Annotated in this window: 16 protein-coding genes and 7 riboswitches; of the genes, 6 read left to right on the top strand and 10 right to left on the bottom strand. The window is 60.6% G+C overall.

Translation table 11 applies throughout. The features are described from left to right. Positions 1–67: 67 nt before the first annotated feature. Both QM685_RS02755 and QM685_RS02750 read left to right on the top strand, forming a co-directional pair. Positions 68–1048, top strand: coding sequence for a hypothetical protein (locus tag QM685_RS02755; protein WP_415112486.1), 981 nt, complete (start codon positions 68–70; stop codon positions 1046–1048). A gap of 90 nt (positions 1049–1138) precedes the next feature. Next, positions 1139–2461 carry a hemolysin family protein gene (locus tag QM685_RS02750; RefSeq protein WP_415112484.1) on the top strand — a complete coding sequence of 441 codons (1323 nt, stop codon included), beginning with the start codon at positions 1139–1141 and terminating at the stop codon, positions 2459–2461. Positions 2462–2522: 61 nt separating this feature from the next. Here QM685_RS02750 and QM685_RS02745 read toward each other — a convergent pair whose 3' ends face one another. Beyond that, complete coding sequence (locus QM685_RS02745; protein ID WP_415112482.1) at positions 2523–2882, bottom strand: hypothetical protein; 360 nt, start codon at positions 2880–2882, stop codon at positions 2523–2525. Between the two features lie 291 nt (positions 2883–3173). After that, a riboswitch (Fluoride riboswitch) is annotated at positions 3174–3238 on the bottom strand. Positions 3239–3613: 375 nt separating this feature from the next. Continuing rightward, positions 3614–3679, bottom strand: a riboswitch (Fluoride riboswitch). 93 nt (positions 3680–3772) lie between these two features. After that, positions 3773–3836, top strand: a riboswitch (Fluoride riboswitch). A gap of 62 nt (positions 3837–3898) precedes the next feature. On the opposite strand from QM685_RS02745, the gene crcB reads away from it, so the two are divergent. Further along, entirely contained in the window at positions 3899–4303 is a 405-nt protein-coding gene (gene crcB / locus QM685_RS02740) for a fluoride efflux transporter CrcB (RefSeq protein WP_415112480.1), read from the top strand. 69 nt (positions 4304–4372) lie between these two features. On the opposite strand, the gene QM685_RS02735 is transcribed toward crcB, so the two are convergent. The 9 genes from QM685_RS02735 to QM685_RS02695 all read right to left on the bottom strand — a co-directional run bounded on the left by QM685_RS02735 (position 4373) and on the right by QM685_RS02695 (position 15331). Then, positions 4373–4714, bottom strand: a complete 342-nt coding sequence (locus QM685_RS02735) for a hypothetical protein (RefSeq protein WP_415112478.1) — start codon at positions 4712–4714, stop codon at positions 4373–4375. Between the two features lie 79 nt (positions 4715–4793). Further along, positions 4794–5945, bottom strand: a complete 1152-nt coding sequence (gene cfa, locus QM685_RS02730) for a cyclopropane fatty acyl phospholipid synthase (RefSeq protein WP_415113092.1) — start codon at positions 5943–5945, stop codon at positions 4794–4796. Between the two features lie 98 nt (positions 5946–6043). Next, positions 6044–7579, bottom strand: a complete 1536-nt coding sequence (locus QM685_RS02725; RefSeq protein WP_415112476.1) for a MutS-related protein — start codon at positions 7577–7579, stop codon at positions 6044–6046. Further along, a complete protein-coding gene (locus QM685_RS02720) occupies positions 7576–9111 on the bottom strand; it encodes a MutS-related protein (protein WP_415112474.1) in 1536 nt (511 codons plus the stop codon). Before QM685_RS02720 ends, QM685_RS02725 begins: the two co-directional genes overlap by 4 nt. 25 nt (positions 9112–9136) lie before the next feature. Beyond that, entirely contained in the window at positions 9137–11020 is a 1884-nt protein-coding gene (locus QM685_RS02715) for an ABC transporter ATP-binding protein (protein ID WP_415112472.1), read from the bottom strand. 283 nt (positions 11021–11303) lie between these two features. Next, positions 11304–11366: riboswitch (Fluoride riboswitch) on the bottom strand. 211 nt (positions 11367–11577) lie between these two features. Further along, entirely contained in the window at positions 11578–12870 is a 1293-nt protein-coding gene (gene eno / locus QM685_RS02710; RefSeq protein ID WP_415112470.1) for a phosphopyruvate hydratase, read from the bottom strand. Between the two features lie 34 nt (positions 12871–12904). Then, positions 12905–13681 (bottom strand): 2,3-diphosphoglycerate-dependent phosphoglycerate mutase, encoded by a 777-nt coding sequence (gene gpmA / locus QM685_RS02705; RefSeq protein WP_415112468.1) that lies wholly within the window; start codon positions 13679–13681, stop codon positions 12905–12907. Positions 13682–13793: 112 nt separating this feature from the next. Further along, a riboswitch (Fluoride riboswitch) is annotated at positions 13794–13858 on the bottom strand. Between the two features lie 206 nt (positions 13859–14064). Beyond that, a complete protein-coding gene (locus tag QM685_RS02700) occupies positions 14065–14505 on the bottom strand; it encodes a hypothetical protein (RefSeq protein ID WP_415112466.1) in 441 nt (146 codons plus the stop codon). A 94-nt stretch (positions 14506–14599) separates the two neighbouring features. After that, positions 14600–15331 carry a hypothetical protein gene (locus QM685_RS02695; protein WP_415112464.1) on the bottom strand — a complete coding sequence of 244 codons (732 nt, stop codon included), beginning with the start codon at positions 15329–15331 and terminating at the stop codon, positions 14600–14602. A gap of 47 nt (positions 15332–15378) precedes the next feature. Continuing rightward, positions 15379–15447: riboswitch (Fluoride riboswitch) on the bottom strand. Positions 15448–15585: 138 nt separating this feature from the next. Continuing rightward, positions 15586–15655: riboswitch (Fluoride riboswitch) on the top strand. Between the two features lie 202 nt (positions 15656–15857). Here QM685_RS02695 and QM685_RS02690 point away from each other — a divergent pair. From QM685_RS02690 to ctaD, 3 genes are read left to right on the top strand one after another with little or no spacing between them, the layout of a single operon-like run. Then, positions 15858–16604: a hypothetical protein gene (locus tag QM685_RS02690; protein ID WP_415112462.1), complete on the top strand. Its 747-nt coding sequence runs from the start codon at positions 15858–15860 to the stop codon at positions 16602–16604. Then, positions 16594–18744 (top strand): dynamin family protein, encoded by a 2151-nt coding sequence (locus QM685_RS02685; protein ID WP_415112461.1) that lies wholly within the window; start codon positions 16594–16596, stop codon positions 18742–18744. Before QM685_RS02690 ends, QM685_RS02685 begins: the two co-directional genes overlap by 11 nt. After that, complete coding sequence (gene ctaD, locus QM685_RS02680) at positions 18741–20330, top strand: cytochrome c oxidase subunit I (RefSeq protein WP_415112459.1); 1590 nt, start codon at positions 18741–18743, stop codon at positions 20328–20330. The genes QM685_RS02685 and ctaD overlap by 4 nt, the downstream gene beginning before the upstream one ends. Positions 20331–20364 lie beyond the last annotated feature (34 nt).

The raw sequence follows: 20364 nt of genomic DNA, 5'->3' as shown, positions 1-20364 counted from the left end.
GGGCAGTCGGCCCCAGCCATGCAGATCGTTCCCGCGCAGCAGTCCCGGCAAGTGCGCGGGGTCACGTATGACCAGTCCCCTGTCGATCGGCGAGCCCCTTATTGAAGCGGTGGCGTTACTCGCGGGCATAAGCTGGCTATTGCGCACGATTCGCCGAACCGTCACGACCCGCCGTGATCTGCTCCGGCTCACGGCCGCCGCCGCGGGCGTCGCGATTATCACGGCACTGGTACTCGAATACGCGCGCCTCAACCTGCCGGGAAAAACGCCCCGCGCGGTGACCGATCTGGGATCGGCACTCGTATTGCTGATCGTGGGCATCGCATGGTTGAGGCCGGCAATACTGCTATCCACTGGGCTGCACCTGCGGCCGTCGTTGACGAGTTTCGTGCCGCCGCTGAAGAATTCTCCGCCGCCGGACTATTCCTCCGGTACGCCTGCGAAACAGCGCAGGTGTAGCTGGCCGCTCGTCGGTCTCGCGGCCGGTGTTCTCGTCGCCGCTCTGAATAACGGCGATCTGCCCATCGCGGCTTCGATGCCGGTATCGATCGCGTTGCTGTTCGTCTGCTGGCGGCTCGCCATCGACCTCGCCAACAGTCGGGTCGCAATCACCAACTCGACGCTGCGAATCATCGCCGGTTCGCTGTTTGCGGCGCTCGGTTCGTTTCAGGTCAGCGAGATGCTGAACGTCGGCTGGCGCCATCCTGCTTCCGTGCTTTGGGCACTGGTTGCGGCCTATCTCGCTACGACCTGCTGGCTCATCCAGACGTGCCGCGACGGCGTGCCGAAGCATCCGCGGCCTGGCCGCTTGCATGCTATGCCCGCGGCCGACGTCGTCCGATTTCCGGCGAGTACGCGTTCCCGAACCATCCTGCTCGCCGTCGAGGTGTGCGCGTGGACCGCCGCCCTCGCGCTGTGCCTGCATTTCGGATGGCACCGGGTGGTCGGCATGATGGACTGGCAGGCAGGCCTGTTGCTCTTCGCCGGTTTCATTCTGGTGCTGGGACACAGTGTCCTCGTCGACATACGCCTGCCGGGCGGCGGATAAGCGCATGGCGCGACGGATACGACGCGCGCGGCCCGATGACCTTACCTCGCGACGCCGTGGTCCGGCTCGCACGAATCGAGGAGAAACCGGATGCTATCGGTCCAGATATTCTTATTTCTTTTCTTCGTGGCTCTAACGGCGTTTTTCAATATCGCTGAAATGGCGCTCGTGGCAGCCCGTCCTGCCCGGCTCGATGCATTGTCGAACCGGCACTGGTCCAACGCAAAACTGGCTGCATCGCTCAAGCAGGAACCCGGCGACTTTCTCTCAGCTGTCCAGTGCGGCATCACGGCAACCAGCATTCTCGCGGGAACATTCTGCGTCAATGCATTTATCGCATCCCTCACGGCCGCGCTCTCCACGATTCCCGGCGCGGCCGCGTACGCGTCCCCGGCCGGGACCATTATCGCGGTGGTCATCGCCACCTACCTCACTCTGGTGCTGGGTGAGCTTGCACCCAAACGGATAGCGCTGGCCGCCCCCGAACGGTGGGCGGCCGTGATCGCCCGTCCGCTGGAATGGACCATCACGCTCGGGCGCCCGTTCATCCTGCTGCTCGGCCGTTCCAACGATCTGCTGCTCAAGGCGTTTGACGTTCAGGAGCAGGCAGACGATTCCACGACCGGCGAGGAGATCCGCAGCGTCATTCTGGGCGCGTTGCGCTCCGGCACGATCCAGGCAGCCGAACGCAGCATGCTGGAGAGCATCCTCCAGTTACGGGTTCGGAGCGCCCGTACGATCATGACGCCGCGTCGATTGCTGGAATGGGTCGACATCGCGATGTCCGAGCAGGAGATCAAAAAGCGTATCGCCGAGTCGCCGTGTTCCAAACTCATCGTTACCCAGGGGCATGACGTCGATCATCCGCTCGGTGTCGCCGCGAAAAAGGAAATACTCAGAACCGTCATGTCCTCCGGCGAACTCAACCTGGCGTCGCTCTGCCAGCCGCCGGTATTCGTTGCCGAGAACTCGTCGATCCTCGAATTGCTCGGATCACTGAAGCCGGCCAGAGCTCAAATGCTTTTTGTCGTCGACGAATTCGGGACGGTCGTCGGTATCGTGACACTGACCGACGTTCTCGAAGCAGTGGCAGGAGACGTCCCCGAGCCGGAGCGACATCGAGGCGGCGGCACCCAGATCAGAAAGGAGTCGGATGGAAGCTATCTGGCGTCCGGCCAGTTACCCGCCGACGATCTCGCGGAGTACTTTGGTATTAAAGACCCGGGGCCACCCACTTACAAGACCGCTGCCGGACTCGTCCTCGCTCATCTGAAGCGCCTGCCATCGGCGGGCGAACGGCTCACGATCGGCAACTGGACAATCGAGGTGGTCCAGGTCGATGCGCGAAGCATCCTGCAGCTCAGGCTGATTCCCCCTTCCGACACCCGCAAGGCTGGGAAGACGAACCCGTGACGCCGCTGCTTTTCAGTCTGCCTCAGGGGAAGCCCCTGCCGTTCACCGCGCTCGCCGCAATTCACGCCGCGCGAGTGTCGCCCTTCGTCTCCGGATACACCAGGCGACGATGGTTGAGCCCTTGCTGCTCGATCATGGCAAGAAGCGCCATCGCAAGCGTATGGCCGCGCGCTCGCGCGCCGTCTGCCGCGATCAGCATGAAGCCGCCTTCAGAAAATCTGAACACGGCAACGTGACCCAGACGGGAAAAGGCCCAATCGCAAAAGCGCATCTCTTCTTTCGCCGGATCAGGGCCATCGTCCGACGATGTTCTCTGCGCGACTTCACCAATAGGTCCGAGTACCATGCCCCGCTCGGGAGCATGAGCCAGTTTCAGTTTTTGGACTGGCGGCCGTACAAGCTTTTCAGATTGTTGTTCCATCGCATCTCCGTTCCATATCGAACTCGTGTCCGGACGGCGATCGTGCGAAGCGCCGCCCCGTTTGTCGCGCGCTAGCTCAAATCGCGAGACGACCGTGATCCCCGTGGGCGCCGCACGCTAATGGGTACAACGGAAAGCGATGCATGAAACGCGCGCCCCACGAAAGGCCGATGAAAGTCGAGGTGGGCGGGAGATGGGCGACCGAACCGGCCAATGCGATGAACGAGGCGTAACAGAGTTCTCATTTTTGCACCTACTGTTTGATGTAATTTACCGTGCAATGCCATGCACGAAACAGTAGGCATCATCAGCCAGCTCATCTGGCGTTTAAGGAGAATGCCATCTCCTGTTGACAAGCATACCGCCACTTGTCGCCATGCCGCAAGCGTTCGCGCGAGCCCACCACAATAACGAGCCTGGTACTTTCCAGCGTAAGTCGGATTTCCTGAAAGCTGATTCAGAAACGCATGCCACTCGCACTCTCTTCAGTCACTTGAGTCCACTCGACTTCATGGTCACAGAACGGGAAAGATGGACTGACGCCGCGCGTGCGTGTGGACGCAATGACGACAACGGAATACGGGAATTGAGCGTACCGCGAAGCGCGTTGACTCGCCGCAGGGACGAAGCACAAGCTCGCGAAGTCTGAAATGGAATCACGATGAGCACCTGGCAATGTGGGAGCAGCCGGGTGCAGAACGCTCTGGCGAACGCCTACGATTTCCACGCCGGGACTCGTAGGCATCATTAGCCGCGCAGTTGCGGCAGTTAAGGAGAATGCCATCTCCGCCCGTGAAGAATAGCATGCGACATACGTGTGTGCAAAAGCGCAAAAAAAGCTGCTTTTAGAGAACATGCCGCACTTTGACGCCCGACACGTCGATGATAAAATCTGTACTGGAGATGGCATTCTCCTTTAACCGCTCTACTTGAGCCGATGATGCCTGAAAACGCCCTGAGCAGAAGTCGCTGAAAAAGACCTATGCTCGTGTACGTTATCTTTTGAGGCACATCGCATGTATCCATCAATTCTCGCGGTCGCCCTCGGCGGCGCTCTTGGTTCTCTGTTCCGATGGTTTCTGGGGCTGCGCCTGAACGCTCTGTTCCCGGACTTGCCATTAGGTACACTCGCCGCGAATATCATCGCGGGATATATCATCGGCGTCGCCATTGCCTTTTTTGGCAGGCTCCCTGAAATCCCAGTGGAATGGCGGCTGTTTGTTATCACCGGATTGATGGGTGGTCTTTCGACATTTTCCACTTTCTCCGCCGAAGTCGTGGCCGATCTACAGCAGGGCAAGCTCAAATGGGCTGCCGGCGAGGTTCTTATCCATGTATCGGCGTCGCTCGTCATGACGATACTGGGCATCGCAACCGTCACCGTGGTCGCCACCGTCAGCCGGTTCGCCATCGCACGTTAGAACGGCGGGATGTGCACGCAGCAGCATGCCGACTGTACAGCGCTACGCTATTGTGAATGACACGACACGCTACCCGTCCATCAGTTCGGGGTGTAACTGCAGGTACAGAACGACGAGCCACAACTTCGGACAGCCCTCCTTCACGGACTTCACTCTGGTGCGCGTTTCATCGCGGGTCAGGAAGCCGCTCCTGTCCGCCACAACGTACGCGCGTTGCGCATCCATCTGCAACCAGCCGGCGACCAGTACCGTCGTAATAGCACCAAAAATTCCAAACTCGACGGGTGACGTATCGACTGCAAATATTCTCGCGACGGCGGACAGAACAAAGGAAAGTGCCTCGGTCACGCATAGCGCAACCCCGAAGACAGTTATCTTCGCCCTAACCCTTATCCGGTCACCACGCTTCATGCAACGTCCATAAGTTGCGGGTGCATCGGCGATACGCTATTCGCGCGTCAAATAGTCCGCGACGCCTGCGACGATCAGCCTAGCGGACCGCGGGCCGCCGATAACCGCCCACGACGCCTTCTTTCGATAACACCCATTGCCATAGCTGGATGTCACGTGCGCGGAATGCGCCCGCGCAGGACAACAGGTAGTATCGCCACATCCGGTGAAAGCGCTCTCCCATCTGGTTCGCGAACCGCGGCCATGCGGCTTCTACGTTCGCATGCCAGGCCATCAGTGTCCGATCGTAGTCAGCACCGAAGTTATGCAGATCCTCGACCACGAAAAGACCGCCGGCGGCGTCTCCGATATGGCCGATCGACGGCAATTCGCCGTTGGGAAAGATGTACCGGTCGATCCACGGGTCCGGCGTCGACTGGCGGCGGTTCTTTCCGATGGTATGCAACAGGAAGAGGCCGTCGTCGTGCAGGCATCGATGCGCCACTTCCATATAGGTACGGTAATTTTTTGCGCCGACGTGTTCAAACATGCCGACACTCGCGATGCGGTCGAACCGCTCATTGAGCGTGCGATAATCTTGGAGCCTGAACTCCACCGGCATTCCCGCATACCGCTGTTTTCCCCACTCCGCCTGCTCCCGTGAAATGGTGACGCCCACGCATTTCACGTCGTAGTACTCTGCTGCAAAGCCCATCAGGCTGCCCCACCCACAGCCGATATCCAGCAATCGCATTCCGGGCTTCAACTGAAGCTTCCGGCAAATGAGGTCGAGCTTTTCTTCCTGCGCGGCCTCCAGTGTGCGTGCGCCGCCCGACCAGTAACCGCAGGTATAGGTCATCCTGCTGTCGAGCATGGCCTCGTAGAAGGCGTTGCCGATGTCGTAATGGACCTGTCCCACCTTCCATGCGCGCCGCGCCGTTTGCCGATTGAGAAGCCGGGCACGCAATGCGTGAAAAACGAGTCGGGATGGATGAATCCCTTCGTCGATGTGGGCACGCATGATCCGCGCGAAAAACTGGTCGAGCTCGTCACACTCCCATTGCCCTTCCATATACGCCTCACCCAATCCAAGATTGCCTTGAGCAAGAACACGTTCGGGCACGCCTTGCGCCAGCAGCCGGATGTCCCATGGACGTTCACCGCCGATTTCGATATCCGCTCGCGCCAGCATCTGTTCGACGAGTTTGTAGGCCGCCGTTGGCGAGCCCGTTCTCGACTCCGCGGCCGGCATGACCTTGTTCGATGCTTCGGCGGAACGGTCCATGTTCGCAATTGACATGTTTTCTCCTTGGTTATGCGCGAGTTTCCGGATATGCGCACCAGGCTGTATCAGGTTTGCGCGACGGGGGTTTCGTTTTCCGTTGCATGCGTGTCTTCCGTGAAGATCTTCTCGTACAGGTCTTCGCCATAACTGGTTTCGAGCGGTTCTCCGGGCGAGATGCGGAATGTCCGCTCACCGCCTTCCCGTCGCTCGGCTCGCAAAAACACGGCTCCCGTCTTCATCGTTACGTACATGCCGTGCGCAAATTCGTACATATGCGTCACGAAGAAAATCTTGACCCGCTTTTTGAGCAATGCACAAACGATCTGCCGCGCTACCTCGGATCCTTCCCGTTCATTGGTCGAGGCGAAGGACTCGTTAAAGAGGAGGATGGAGTCCGGAACGATGCGATCCGCAATCTGGTCCATTCGCACCAGTTCCTCGTCGAACTTGCCGCTTGTCATCGACGCATCTTCTTCCCGCTTGTAATGCGTGAACAGACCTTCACAGACGTTTGCCCGAAACGATCCGGCGCCCACGATCATTCCGGCCTGCATCATCATCTGCGCGAGCCCGATACTGCGCAGGAAGGTCGATTTCCCGCCCTCGTTGGCACCCGTGACGACGACCAGTTCGGCGCCATCGGCATCGATGCCATTGGGCACGACAGCGGTCTTGAGGCGCAACGACAGACAGACGTCATACAGTCCCTCGAAGACATGCTGACGCTCGGCCAGAGGCGCCGGCTCCGGGTAGCACACGCTCTGACCTCTGGCGGCCAGTTCGTTGGCTAGATTGAGACAGCCGATATAAAAGCCCAGCTCGGTGCGCAGCATGCGGAAAAAGCTCAGCACGTGATCGGCCGCCTGCGCGACAGCGTCGGCGGCAAGATTGATGCCGCGCCCTTCGAGTTCGGATAGCTCTCTCGCACCCGCTTCATCCCGGTCCGCAATATGAAAGGTCAGTGACGGCGGCTTTCGTTCGAAAAACCGTTTCAACAGATTCCGGTCGAGTTCGTTGGGCTTGCGCAGTACATAGGACATGCCCTTGTTGCCTTTCCCAAGCGCGGCGCTAATCAATGTACCGTTCCTGAAGCGCAGTTCCTTCAGATGTTCGTCGAGCGTTTCGAAATAATCGTCGCCCAGTTCGTGCTGTATCATCAGGAAGAAATTCCTGAACCCCTCCGATTTGAAGTCGCCACTCGACTGGTCGGCGACCTGCCTGAGCTTGACGAGCACCGCAATGAAAGCCTGCATCAATTCGCGGGCGCTGCTCAGGATGGCCGCGGGATAATGGCTGAAAAAGCCGAAGTAGCTTTTCTTCTCAATCTCGATGGCTTCGACCGCAATGCCGTATAGCGCGCGAACCGTCGCTGCGTTCGCCACGCAATCACGCAACACGTCCTGCCGATAGACGATCTGCTGTGGGTCGCGAAGACTCGTCATCACAGCCTTGCGGGCAACGTCGAACAGGAAGGTGTCGTCCGCGGCCATTGCCGAGAAAAGCGTGTTCAGCTCGAGATCTGCAATGAGCGTATCGGCTTCCCATGGAAGATCGCCAGCCAGCAGGAAGTCCTGATCCCTGTACATCAGATGGGCTTTCATGATCCGATCCGTTCGGTTAGCTGGTCATAGGTCAACCGGTATTGACGCGCGAGAGATAGCGCATAAGACCGGCCGTCCGCCGGGCGCCTGAGCACCCTGAACGTTCTCGACGAAATCGCATCGTGCTGAACCTCGCTCAGCATGCTGACCGTCTGCGCGCTCAGGCAGGAAAGCTCTTCGATGAACGTCACGTAGACACCCAGCGCATCCAGTTCCATGATCCGCCCCATCACCTTCTGGCTCAGATAGAGCGCGTCCTTGAGCGAGGTCGAACTGAATATCTCGTTCATGATGATGATGCTCCGGGTAGTCGCACGCCCCAGGATGCGATGAATCCGGTAGAGATCATCGTGCAACTTTCCGCGCAGGTTCTTCATGTCTTCCTGCCGCTCGAAGTGCGTGAAAATCTGGTCGAAGAGAAACAGCCTGGCTTCACGACCCGGAACCGGCCAACCGATAGCCGCCAGATAGTGAAGTTGCCCGAACGTACGCGAGAAAGTAGTCTTGCCGCCCTGATTGGGACCGGTCACCACGATGATCCGCTCGTCACCCTCGAGGTAGAAATCATTGCAGACGATTCGCGCATCTTCGCGCCGCAGTTTTTCCGCGAGCGCAAGGTCAAATCCGTCCATGCTGCGGATCGCTTTGGACACGTCCAGCACCTCCGGATAACAGAACGACAGGCCCACGCCTTTGAGGCGCGAGATGTGCTCGAGATACGCCACGTAAAACTGGACTTCGCGGTCGAACCGCTCGACGACAGGGTCGATAAAACCGGCGTGAGCATTGCAGAATTCGTCGAGTGGCCCGAATGCTTCCGGATGAAGCCGCGCGACGAAGTCGAGTACGTTCGCTTCGACATGGCCCATTTCCGGATAGTCCCGTATCTCGGTACTGTGGCTTTTTACTTTACCCTGCTTGAACTTTTCGAAAGTCTTCTGCACATCTTCGCTGTAATCGATCTCGCCGGCGTATTTACGCACGGTAACGGCATTCCCCTTGATGAGGACGCTGTAGCGAATCTGCGCCAGCGCGTCACGGATACGCGCTTCTTCCTCCTTGATTGCCAGGAATTCGGGGCCATTCGCATAGGCTTTGAGGTATTCCATGAATGCCAGGAGGCCCGAGGAGCGTGGAGCCGCCGCCTCGAGGTCCCGCGCGAATGCAACTATCGCGGCACAATAAGTCCGCACGCCGTCGAGGAAGTACCGTCGCTTCTGCCACCGGAAATACAGCTTGGCCGCGACGCCGAGCTCGGCCCGCATCGCCCGCATCTGTGCCGCGAAGGTGTTGATGACCGTCACGATTTCATCGCGCTCGAGGTCACGCATGACTTCCTGGCGGTAGCTAATGGAGTCTATATCGGTCAGTGCCACGTAGAAGAACGGTTTGAGATTGTATTCATCGCGGCCGTGAACGACCGAATCGATGATCTGATCGAGATTCAGATCACCGAAGAACTCCGGCTCGCTCGCGCCATCGATCGTGTCAGCCGCGCGACCGTCCCTGAACAATATGCTGTCGAATGTCATTTTTTCTCTCCCGATCGTTCTTCGACTATGGTTTGCCCGCCGGCCCGGCGTTGAGACGAGGCGGTTCGCGATCAGCTCGGCGCCGTGGCGCGGCCCGTTGCATCTGACGCGCGAGCACGTCGCGATACATGCCGGGGCGCGCGGCGAGCTGAGCAGGACTCCCCTCGTCGATGACGCGGCCACGATGGACCACCACGATCCGGTCGAAATTCTGCAGCGTGGACAGCCGATGCGCGATCGCGAGCACGGTTCGCCCCTCCATCAACCGTTCGAGGGCCGCCTGAATTGCGCTTTCCGATGCGCTGTCGAGGGAAGACGTTGCTTCGTCCAGCAGAAGGACAGGCGCGCTTTTCAGAATCGCTCTTGCAATTGCGATGCGTTGACGCTGTCCTCCGGACAGCTTCACGCCGCGGTCGCCGACGATCGTATCGAAGCCCTCCGGCAACGAGGCAATCAGATCGGCGCACGAAGCATGAACCGCGGCCACCCGCACTTCTTCCTCCGTTGCCTCGGGTTTTCCGTAGCGCAGATTCTCCAGCAGCGAGCGATGAAACAGCGATACGTCCTGGGGAACGACCGCAAGGGCGTCCTGCAGGCTATTCAGCGTGAGCCTCGAGATATCCTGGCCGTCGATGCGAATCGAGCCACGCTGCGGTTCGTAGAAACGCTGAAGCAACGCAAGTACCGTGGTCTTTCCCGTTCCCGAAGGACCAATCATCCCGACGCGTTCTCCGGCCCGGATTCGCAGACTGAATCCATCGAGGATTGGCCGGCTTCCCGGATAGGCAAACGTCACGTCATCGAACTCGATGCCGGCGTTCCGCGCCTCGAGCGCGACGGCATCGGCGCGCTCCGTCAGGCCACGGGGCACGAGCAGGGTGCGGACGGCTTCGGACAGCCGCGCGACGTGTTGCGTGACATCCACGAGCGAGACCGCGAGATCGCGCGTACCGTGCAGGATGGTGAATCCAAGCGAGCTGACCAGCACGACGTCTCCGGTGGTGGCCCGCTGCTCGGTCCAGAGCCACAGGACCCACCCGAGCAGACCCGCGGAAAGCATCGCGGTCACCACCGCATGCACGAGCCTCAGGCGCTCGAGATACAAAAGACTGCGCCGGCGGGATGCCGTCTCGAGCTCGACGCAGGCATCGAAGCGGCGATGCTCGCGCCGCATCGCGCCGAACGCCCTGACGGTGCCCATGTTGCCGATGACGTCTACCAGTTCGCCATCCACCGATGCCGCACGTGTCGCGAACGTCTGATGGATCGCCGCGCCGCGATGCGCAAACCAGAAGAGCGCCGTTGCGAGTGCGGCGGCTATGGCGACGAGAGCGGCGGCCATCGCCGGATCGACAGAGGCGATGATGCCGATTGCGCCGACTACGGCGAGACACGGCGGAAGCGCATTCCAGGCGACGGTATTTTCCGCGGTGTACACGGCGTTGGCGGTGGCGCTGACGCGACTGGACAGCATGCCGGGCTGCTTGTCCGCAAAATAGGCTGGTGCATGGCCGACCAGGTAGGCGAAAAGATCTTCGCGGATGTCGCCGGTGACCGCAACGAAGGTCCGTGCCGCGATCCAGCCGCTCATCCGCCAGAAAAGGTTATCGGCGAAAATCAATGCAACCAGGACGAGGAAAGCGCGCTCCACCAGCCACGGATGACCACGGCCGACGCCCAATGAATCGATCAGGCTCCGGATCGCGTACTGTGACGCGAGTGCGCAGCCGACCGCCGCGACGATACCGGCCAGAATCAACGCATGTGACAGCGCGTGCCGCGCGACGTAACGCAGCAGCAAGCTCACCGACCGGTTGGCGAATGCGCTCAGCGTTTCCAGGCCCGGATCGGTGGCAACGGTTCTCCGTGGCAACGGCTTGCGCGCAAACCCGGTGCGGCTGGAATTCATCACGCGCCCCCCGCGGTATGAACCCGCGGACGGCGGAACGTCCCGCTGTCTGCGTTCTTACCGCATGCCAATGCGCCGCGTTGAATACAGGTTGCCATGCTCGTATCCGCTCTCGCCCGTTACACGTTCGCAACCGCCCGGTCGTCGGTTCGAGGCGAGGTTCGCCATTTCCGAAGACGTGGAAGTTGTTGCCGCTGTTGAGAACACTGGAAGGCCGCAGCGTTGCGATGAACGCAACGTTGTGCGAATGAGAGCTGACGGACGAGCCCACAGTGCCTGTTCCAGGCCTGTAGGCATCATTAGCCCGAAAGGGCGGTCAAGGGAGAATGCCATCTCCGCTGAAAAACATTCTATCGTTGCTTCCCACCCGCGACAACCGTTCCGCCTGAAAAACCGGCGCTCGAACCGGCTGCATCAGAGCCTTGTTCCGCCGGGCTGCCGATGTCCATCAGAACCCGCAAAATTCAGACCTGAGCCGGCGTTCAAAACCAGCGGCCGCACGACAGGGCCATTGCCTGTTTCATTTTCTCCGGCACTGTCGTGCGAACGGACGGGCGTCAGCGCGAATGAGCAAACGCCTTCGCGCCGGCGAACACAGCGTTGTTTCCCAGCATTTTCTCGATCTCGAGCAGCCGGTTGTACTTCGCCACGCGCTCTCCCCGCGCGGGCGCACCCGACTTGATCTGTCCGCAGTTCAGCGCGACCGCGAGATCCGCAATGCTGGTGTCCGGCGTTTCGCCTGAGCGATGCGACACCAGACAGGTGTAACCGGCGCCGAATGCCATCTGCGCGGTATCCATCGTTTCCGTTACGGTGCCGATCTGGTTGAGCTTGATGAGGATGCTGTTGCAACAGCCCTCCTCGATGCCGCGCTTGAGGAATTTCCGATTGGTGACGAACAGGTCGTCACCGACGATCTGCACCTTGTCGCCGAGTTCCTTCGTGATGGTCGCGAAGCCGGACCAGTCGTTGTCCGCCAGCGGATCTTCGAGCGAAACGAGCGGATACGCATCCACCCATGCTTTCCAGTAGTCGATCATGTCTCGTGTCGCGAGCGTGAGCCCGTCGCGCACCAGGTGATACGCGCCGTTTTCATAAAACGAACTTGCGGCCGGATCCAGCCCGATCGCAACGTCTTCGCCGGGCCGGTAGCCGGCGCGTTCGATCGCGCGCATGATCGCATCCATCGCCGCTATGTTCGACTCGAGCTGCGGAACGAAGCCGCCTTCGTCGCCGACGTTGGTCGATACGCCCATCTCCGACAGAATGTCGCGCAGCGCATGGTAGGTTTCCGCCCCGTACCGGTAGGCCTCGCGAAACGTCGGCGCGCCGAGCGGCACCAGTTTGAATTCCTGCACGTCGGGCCCGTTTGCCGCGTGCTTGCCACCGTTCAGCACATTGAACATCGGCACCGGAAGCACGTGTGCGTCGGCACCGCCCAGGTAGCGGAACAGCGCGAGCCGTTGCGACTGTGCCGCCGCCCGCGCACAGGCTAACGAGGCCCCGAGGATCGCGTTTGCGCCGAGCCGGCTCTTCGACTCGGTGCCGTCCAGTTCGATCAGCGTATCGTCGATTCGCCGCTGGTCCAGCGCGTCGAGCCCCTTGAGCGCATTGGCTATCTCTGTGTTGACGTTATGGACTGCCTTGAGCACCCCTTTTCCACCGTAACGCGACGCGTCACCGTCCCGAAGTTCGACCGCCTCGAATTCGCCGGTGGACGCGCCCGACGGGACAGTGGTCTGCCCGAGCGTGCCGTCGTTAAGCGTCACCGTTACCTCGACCGTGGGGTTCCCGCGCGAGTCAAGTACTTCGTCCGCGATGAGCGCTGCAATCTTGGGTTGGCTGGTCATGGTGTTGACTCCGTCAGGCGGCAGAACCGCCGGGTTAAAGGATGTTGGACTCTTCGGGATGCGGCAGATCGAGAAAACATCGTCCGAGCGGCCGGATATCCGCGTCGAACCAGTAAACAAGGGGCACGCCATTCGCGATATCGAGGTGCGTGATTTCCGCGTCGGGAATGTTGTCGAGTACCTTCACGAGCGCGCGAAGACTGTTTCCGTGCGCGCAAACCAGTATCCGTCTGCCCGACCGGATCGAAGGCTTGAGCATTTCTTCCCAGAACTCACGCACCCGCTCCGTGGTATCGCTCAGCGACTCCGTCCGAGGCAAACGTGCGCGCGCAATATGCTCGTATCTGCGATCGACGGTCGGGTCACGCGGGTCCTCCATAGGCAGCGGAGGCGGCCTCGCGCGAAAGGAGCGGCGCCACTCGAGCACCTGCTGCGATCCATGCGTGGCGATGACTTGCGCATGGGTGTGTGCCGTGAGATCGCCGTAATGGCGCTCGTTCAGACGCCAGTCGGTAAAGACGGGCAGCCACGTCTGATCGAGCGCATCCAGCATCAGCCACTGCGAGCGGATGCAGCGTTTGAGAACGGAGGTAAACGTCAGGTCGAACTCCCAGTTCTCCTGTCTGAGCAACTCGCCGGCCCGGCGAGCCTGCTGTTCGCCCTGCGTCGTCAGGTCCACGTCGGTCCACCCGGTAAACCGATGCTCCCGGTTCCAGAACGACTCTCCGTGACGTACGAGCACCAGCGAAAATGCGCCCCGGCGATCGGGTTGCGGCGAGCGTAACGCAGACGACGCGTCGCCACGGGACATGCCGTGCTCGGACAGGGCAAAGGAAGGCGGATACATCGAATCCAGACCTGAAAAAAGTTCTCAAATCCGGGAGAGGAAGACTGTGGAGACAAACCTACAGCTCCTGACCCAGGAATCTGTAGGCATCATTAGCCGGCTGAGCGGCGGTTAGGGAGGAATGCCATCTCCACGCCGGCAGTGTAGCATGGCGTAATCGAATGACAGGGTCTGATGCAGGCCGTCTTTTCTCCTGGAATCGGGCCGATCTCGACACGCTATTTCCTGTCATTTCCGCCATGCTCAAATCACTTTCTCGCCATTGAGTTCGGTGAAGTTCGGCGCTGCCGCGGAATTCGTCACCGGCGGTTCACGCGGCGTCCTTCTGAATAGAGAACCGGAATCGTCTACGCATCCGGCTGATGAACCTGCTCCATTGCGTTCGTCATGTTCCCGACTTCCGCGCGTAACGCTTTCCGGAGCGATTCGTAATCGAGGACGAAATCCTCACCAGGCGAACCGTACCCCGAAAGCGCCAACGGTGACATCTCCTCGAGCGCTATGTCGAGAAACCGAAGGTCGACTGCCAACGCATGCGAAGACAGGACCTGTTGGGCCGGCAGGTCAAGACCCCATCTTGCGCCAAACGCGTCCAGTTGCCGTCTGAACCGCGCGACGCCTTCCAGCACCGCGGAGCGGCTTGCCTGCGGCACGTCCAGTTCGTATCGGTAAAATAGCCTGCTTGTACGAGCGACCCCGCAAGCAGCCTGCGTTTTTGCGAGTAGTTCGTCGAGATAGACGAAGTGCGCGGCGAGCGCGTGTCGAACACTGGTTCCCACACCATTCATTGCGTTACCCCTGAAGTTCTCTTGAAGTTCTCTATATCCCGACTGGAAACACGGCGCGTTGCCACAGCGCGCAAACGCTGCAAGGCGCCGGCGATCAACACCCATGCGCGGCACCACCGACGAGTCGATACCCGACCGCCAGCGATAACAGCTCCCAACCGCTGCACCATCCCGCCGCGGCGATCAACGCCGCCAGGCCCTCCCCTGCGTCGACGCCCGTGCTCTCCGGCAAAAACGTCTCCAGATAGGTGCTGAGCTGCCGGTCCAGCGCGTCGAGCACGGCGACCTGCCGGTCCAGCGTGGACATGTCGGCGTCACCGCCCGCCAGCAGCGCTTCAGCCGCATGCGGGCGACACAGTGGGCCGCTCGCCAGATGAACACATGTGCTACACACGAGCGGCGACCAGCGTTCGACGGTGTCGTTCAGAAGCGCCTGCAATCGCTCCAGACTATGCGGCAACGTAAGCCATTCACGTCGAATCAGGCCGGTGGAATTTTCGTCCAGGCCCAGCTCGCACATCGGGCAGGGCTCGTCATTGCGAAGGGATCGGGCGTTCCCCGCGCCGGCCGATGCGCAGCGTCGCAACACCGCAATCGCGTTTCCCGTCACGCGCTGATAGAGCGTGCCGGCCGTATGGAGACCCGCGCGCGGGATGCTCGCGCAAACGGCAAGCAGTCCGAGCGTATGCCGCTGGCAGAAACCCCATCGCTCGATCGCACAATTCAACATGCCGTTCCTGCGACCGGATGGCTCCCGGATGAATCGCCTGAAAAATGCGAGTTCGCCATCGGAAAAGGGCTCACATGGCAACAATGCTTGCGTCATATCGCACCCGTGGGACATAAAAAAGCCTACGCGGCGCGACGGGACGCGCAGGCGTAGGCATCATTAGCCGGCCGTACCGGCAGTTCGATCGGAGGTATGCCATCTCCGCGAGGTTATCGGCAGTCTAGCAGGGATATCGGCCGGCGGTGCCGCGCCTGGCAACGCTGCAGCGCCGGAAATTCCGCGGCGGCCCGATGTCCGATCAGCGCGCAGACGCCAATTGCGAAATGTTGCGGCTGGTCATAGAATCAAAATATTGATGCGGAGATGGCATTCCTCCGAGCCAACCGTCGCAGCCATGCGACTGATGATGCCTACGGTCCCTGGACGGGGAACGGTAGGCGCTATCTGGCGTCCCCGTCCGGGCTTGCGCATTTTTTTTGCGAGCTCGGCATCCGATGTGTCCTCCCTGTGATTTCTCCCCCCGTTGCCGGCCGTCGCGCACGGTGAACGCCAGAGAAGGCATTCACGTGACACCGTTGTTGTCGCCGTTGTTGTCTCGACGGGGTGGCGCGTGAGTCCCGCCATGATGCCGTCCACTGAACGGCCTCTTTCCGACGGCGAGGTCGATTTTCTGTGGTGGTTCATCCAGGGCAGTCTGATGGACGCCGACGTGCGCGCGCGTCTTCATTTGCATTGGGGGCTCTGCGCTCGCCACAGCCTCGCGTTTTTTATCGTCGAATCCTCCTTCCGCCCTCACCTGATACACGGCTGCACGATCCTCTATAACGAGTTGATGCACCGGGCGGTAAAGCATCTGAGTGACGAGGGCATTCATAGTCTGATTCCCGATCGTCTCGCGCTCCACTTCCTGCGTACGTCAGGTCCCTGTCATATCTGCGATCTCGGCTACGGCCCCGACTCGCCCGGCAATGCGCCGCGCGAGCGGCTCGAACAAGGCCGCGACATGAGCTCCGCGATCCGTTTCTCGAGCGACAACCGCGGTGGCTGGAAACCGTATGTCTGCGGAATATGCTCCGGCAATGGCTCCGCGGCGCTGTGCCGTCCTCATCTTGTCGCCGCGATGGAAGCCAATGGCGGCAAAAGCGCAGTGGCGCAACGTGAACTGGTGAAGAACATAGCGTCGCACATGGACCGCTTCGACAATTCATTTCGCTGGGAGCAGCGGGACACCGATACTGCCGAGGACCGGGGCGCGCTCATCGCGGCAATCGGCTGGTGCAGTGGCTGGAAAAGTCTGCTGGATGGTCCTTTAAAGGATCTGATGACCGCCGGCACGGCAGAAAGTACCGGAGGCTCTCATGGCCGTTAGCCGCCGCGGCAGCTTTCCTCCCGACTACACGGATCGTGTTCTCAGTACGTTCCAGCTGATCGACGACCGTCTCAATCGATGCGTGCGCACGCTGGACCCCGAGGTCCTGTCTTCGCCGTTTTCCGCCCATGCGGCGGATGTCACGGCCGCGCGTCACGCAATCGTCGCGGATCATTGCCGGCACGTGCGTGGCGTCATGTCGTCGATACTGGAGCGTCAGCACATACCGGCTCCGGTCCCGGCCACCAGTGCGCAACGCTCCGCCAGGGCGCTGATCGACGAAGCACTCGTTGCCGCCGCCGGGCTCAACCCGCGCACGAGTGCCGGTCCCGGCGCGATGAATGCACAACAGCAGGAAGACGCGTGCCGGATCGTCGACGAGATGATGAATCTGCTTCTCGTCATTGCGAATGATCTCGGTGTGCGCAAGGACATCACCGCGATCACGGCCGACGCACGCGCGCAGCCTGTGACAGGGCTCGATACGCGCCTGTCGGACATGAAGCAGGTGAGCGCCCGGCATGGACTCGCACGCCTCGAATCATGCGTCGACGCATTGGCGGCGCGCGTACGGTCGGGCAACATTACGATTGGCGTATTCGGCGAAAGCAGCGCGGGCAAGTCATCCCTGCTGAACTGTATTCTCGGCACCGCGCTGCTGCCGGTGGCGACCATGCCGACCACCGCCGTCCCCGTGGAGATAAGCTACGGCCCGCAGGAGTGCGGCAGCGTGGATTTTGCCGACGCCATCTCCGAGCGCTTCGAACGCGGCAGGCTGGCGGAATTCGTCGATGCCCACTCCAATCCGCAGAACCGCCGTCACGTCACCCACATACAGTTCAATACGCCGGCGGCGATACCTAAACGCGGTGTCACACTCATCGATGTGCCGGGCTCTTCGTGTGCGCCAGGACACGCATCGCTGGTGGATCCCGCGCTCATGTTCCGCTGCGATCTCGCCATTGTCCTGATATCAGCCGTGGCATCGCTCACGCTCGACGAAGCACAGCTCGTGGATGAGCTGCATCATGCCGGCCTCGACACGATGGTGCTTGTCACGAAAGCCGATCTGCTGGCACCGGAGGATCGCTGGCATACCTACGGGCATGTGGTGCACGAATTGTGGCGGAAGGCGCGCTACGACGTGCCGGCTTATCTCGTCAGTACAAAAGACACCGATGCGACTTTATGCAAGGCATGGCAAGACGGGCCGCTGACAGACTATATCGCCAGTTATCCCGAACGCCAGACGAGCCTCCTCACCGGCAGGGCAAACCTGCTTGCCGCACAGATTCGCGCGGCGCTGGAGCAACGCGTCGAGCGTGGCGCCATTTCCCGAACACCGGGCCAGAATGCCGCATCGTTACAGGCAACGCTCGACGACATGCAGGCAAAACTGCAGCACTCGCGTGACGATATGCAGGAGTGCGAGTCCGCTTCTTTCCTGCAACCGTTGATCAACGAAGTTTCTCACAACGCCGCCGCACTGTGGGCCGAGGAAAAGGACGTGATGTTCGACGTCTCGGCGATGCTTGAACTGGCTGCCACTGCCTACGCGCGCAACCTCTCGACGCGAGCCTCGTGGCGCATCGAACAACTGCGCTCACAGGCCGCCGTCACGCTCGTCCAGGTTGCCAATGCACTGGAGATACCCGGAAGCGACCTCGGCTACATGCCGGCCCTTCCCGAACTCCCCGAATTCAGGTTCGACCGCTATCTCCCCGCTACCAGGAATCTGCCGGTGACCGTGATCCGGCGCGGTCTCGGATCGACCCTCGGGCGCTGGGGTTTCTATCTCGGCGCGCGCAGGGCACTGCGTCACAGCCCCGCCATCGCGATCATCAAATCCGCGCTAGCCGATCACATTGCAACCATCGGGACATGGCGGGTCACGGCATCACGCATGCTGTTTGACGCATTCGCCGCGCAGCGGTCGGGACTCGAGCAGCGGCTCCACGAGATCAGTACTGTCAAAACCGATACCGGCGGCGGCGATGAATGGCTTCGACAACTGGAGGCCGACATCTCCCGGTTGCGCGAACCGTCGATCCCGACCGGCCAGCCGGCGCCGGGTACCGCCGAACGATTATCCGAATCGACCGTCGCACCTGAAAACCACCCGAGGAGAAGCCGTCAATGAGTATCGTAGCCCCGATCTCGCACGATCACGCGCATGAGCGCCCCGTCGGCTGGCGTCGCTGGTTGCTCGCGACGAACCACAAGGACATCGGTACGCTGTACCTTATTTTTTCGTTCACCATGTTTCTCGTGGGCGGTGTGCTCGCGCTGATGATCCGTACGGAACTGTTTGAACCGGGACTGCAGTTCATGCGACCGGAATTCTTCAACCAGCTAACGTCCGAACATGGCCTGATCATGATTTTCGGCGCCATCATGCCGGCCTTCGTCGGCTTCGCCAACTGGATGATTCCGTTGCAGGTCGGCGCTTCGGACATGGCGTTCGCCCGCATGAACAACTTCAGCTTCTGGCTGCTGCCGGTCGCCGCGATTCTGCTCGTAGGCTCTTTCTTTGCCCCCGGCGGCGGGCAGGCCGCCGGCTGGACCATGTACGCGCCATTGTCCGAACAGATGGGTCCGGGCATGGACATGACCATTTTCGCCGTGCATATCATGGGCGCGTCGTCGATCATGGGCGGTATCAACATCATCGTCACGATCCTGAACATGCGCGCGCCGGGTCTCACGCTGATGGAAATGCCGATGTTCTGCTGGACGTGGCTCATCACTGCCTTCCTGCTGATCGCCGTGATGCCGGTGCTCGCCGGCGCAATCACGATGCTGCTGTTCGACAGGCACTTCGGCACGTCGTTCTTCAATGCGGCGGGCGGTGGCGACCCGATCATGTATCAGCACATCTTCTGGTTCTTCGGGCACCCGGAGGTGTACATCATGATCCTGCCTGCATTCGGCATCGTGTCGCAGGTGATTCCGGCGTTCTCGCGCAAACCGCTGTTCGGCTATGCGTCGATGGTCTATGCGACGGCATCGATCGCGATCCTGTCCTTCATGGTCTGGGCTCACCATATGTTCGTGACCGGCATGCCTGTCGTCGGGCAACTCTTTTTCATGTACGCGACCATGCTGATTGCCGTGCCTACAGGCGTCAAGGTATTCAACTGGGTCGCGACGATGTGGCAAGGATCGCTGACATTCGAAAGTCCCATGCTCTTTGCAATCGGCTTTCTGCTGGTGTTCACCATTGGCGGGCTGACGGGCCTGATTCTCGCCATGGCGCCCATCGATATCCAGTTGCACGGCACCTATTACGTGGTGGCCCATTTTCATTACGTGCTGGTCGCGGGCTCGCTTTTTGGCCTGTTCTCGGGCTGGTATTACTGGTCACCCAAATGGACCGGCCGCATGTATAACGAGACACGCGGCAAAATCCACTTCTGGGCTTCCATCATCTTCTTTAACGTCGCATTTTTCCCGATGCATTTTCTTGGTCTGGCAGGCATGCCGCGCCGCTATGCGGACTACCCGGCGCAATTCACCGACTGGAATCAGGTCGCGACGATCGGCGCATTCGGGTTCGGCCTCGCGCAGGTCTATTTTCTTCTTGCAGTGGCATTGCCGGCCTACCGCCGCAGTGAGCGCCTCGCGAAGGCGGCGGACAAGCCGTGGGAAGGGGCGGAAGGACTCGAGTGGACGGTCCCGAGCCCGGCGCCGTTTCATACGTTCGAGACCCCGCCAATCGTGAAATAGTGCTGTATTTACACAGGCGTGCGCGCAATGGGCG

Origin of the sequence: Paraburkholderia sp., from assembly GCF_047605525.1 — a bacterium.
GTDB lineage: Bacteria > Pseudomonadota > Gammaproteobacteria > Burkholderiales > Burkholderiaceae > Paraburkholderia.
This window is presented reverse-complemented; position numbering and strand designations above follow the sequence as displayed.

Bases quoted from the DNA above. Each gene is read 5' to 3' on its own strand.
- QM685_RS02755 (WP_415112486.1), top strand. From the start codon at position 68: ATGACCAGTCCCCTGTCGATCGGCGAGCCCCTTATTGAAGCGGTGGCG.
- QM685_RS02750 (WP_415112484.1), top strand. From the start codon at position 1,139: ATGCTATCGGTCCAGATATTCTTATTTCTTTTCTTCGTGGCTCTAACG.
- QM685_RS02745 (WP_415112482.1), bottom strand. From the start codon at position 2,882: ATGGAACAACAATCTGAAAAGCTTGTACGGCCGCCAGTCCAAAAACTG.
- crcB (WP_415112480.1), top strand. From the start codon at position 3,899: ATGTATCCATCAATTCTCGCGGTCGCCCTCGGCGGCGCTCTTGGTTCT.
- QM685_RS02735 (WP_415112478.1), bottom strand. From the start codon at position 4,714: ATGAAGCGTGGTGACCGGATAAGGGTTAGGGCGAAGATAACTGTCTTC.
- cfa (WP_415113092.1), bottom strand. From the start codon at position 5,945: ATGCCGGCCGCGGAGTCGAGAACGGGCTCGCCAACGGCGGCCTACAAA.
- QM685_RS02725 (WP_415112476.1), bottom strand. From the start codon at position 7,579: ATGAAAGCCCATCTGATGTACAGGGATCAGGACTTCCTGCTGGCTGGC.
- QM685_RS02720 (WP_415112474.1), bottom strand. From the start codon at position 9,111: ATGACATTCGACAGCATATTGTTCAGGGACGGTCGCGCGGCTGACACG.
- QM685_RS02715 (WP_415112472.1), bottom strand. From the start codon at position 11,020: ATGAATTCCAGCCGCACCGGGTTTGCGCGCAAGCCGTTGCCACGGAGA.
- eno (WP_415112470.1), bottom strand. From the start codon at position 12,870: ATGACCAGCCAACCCAAGATTGCAGCGCTCATCGCGGACGAAGTACTT.
- gpmA (WP_415112468.1), bottom strand. From the start codon at position 13,681: ATGTCCCGTGGCGACGCGTCGTCTGCGTTACGCTCGCCGCAACCCGAT.
- QM685_RS02700 (WP_415112466.1), bottom strand. From the start codon at position 14,505: ATGAATGGTGTGGGAACCAGTGTTCGACACGCGCTCGCCGCGCACTTC.
- QM685_RS02695 (WP_415112464.1), bottom strand. From the start codon at position 15,331: ATGACGCAAGCATTGTTGCCATGTGAGCCCTTTTCCGATGGCGAACTC.
- QM685_RS02690 (WP_415112462.1), top strand. From the start codon at position 15,858: ATGATGCCGTCCACTGAACGGCCTCTTTCCGACGGCGAGGTCGATTTT.
- QM685_RS02685 (WP_415112461.1), top strand. From the start codon at position 16,594: ATGGCCGTTAGCCGCCGCGGCAGCTTTCCTCCCGACTACACGGATCGT.
- ctaD (WP_415112459.1), top strand. From the start codon at position 18,741: ATGAGTATCGTAGCCCCGATCTCGCACGATCACGCGCATGAGCGCCCC.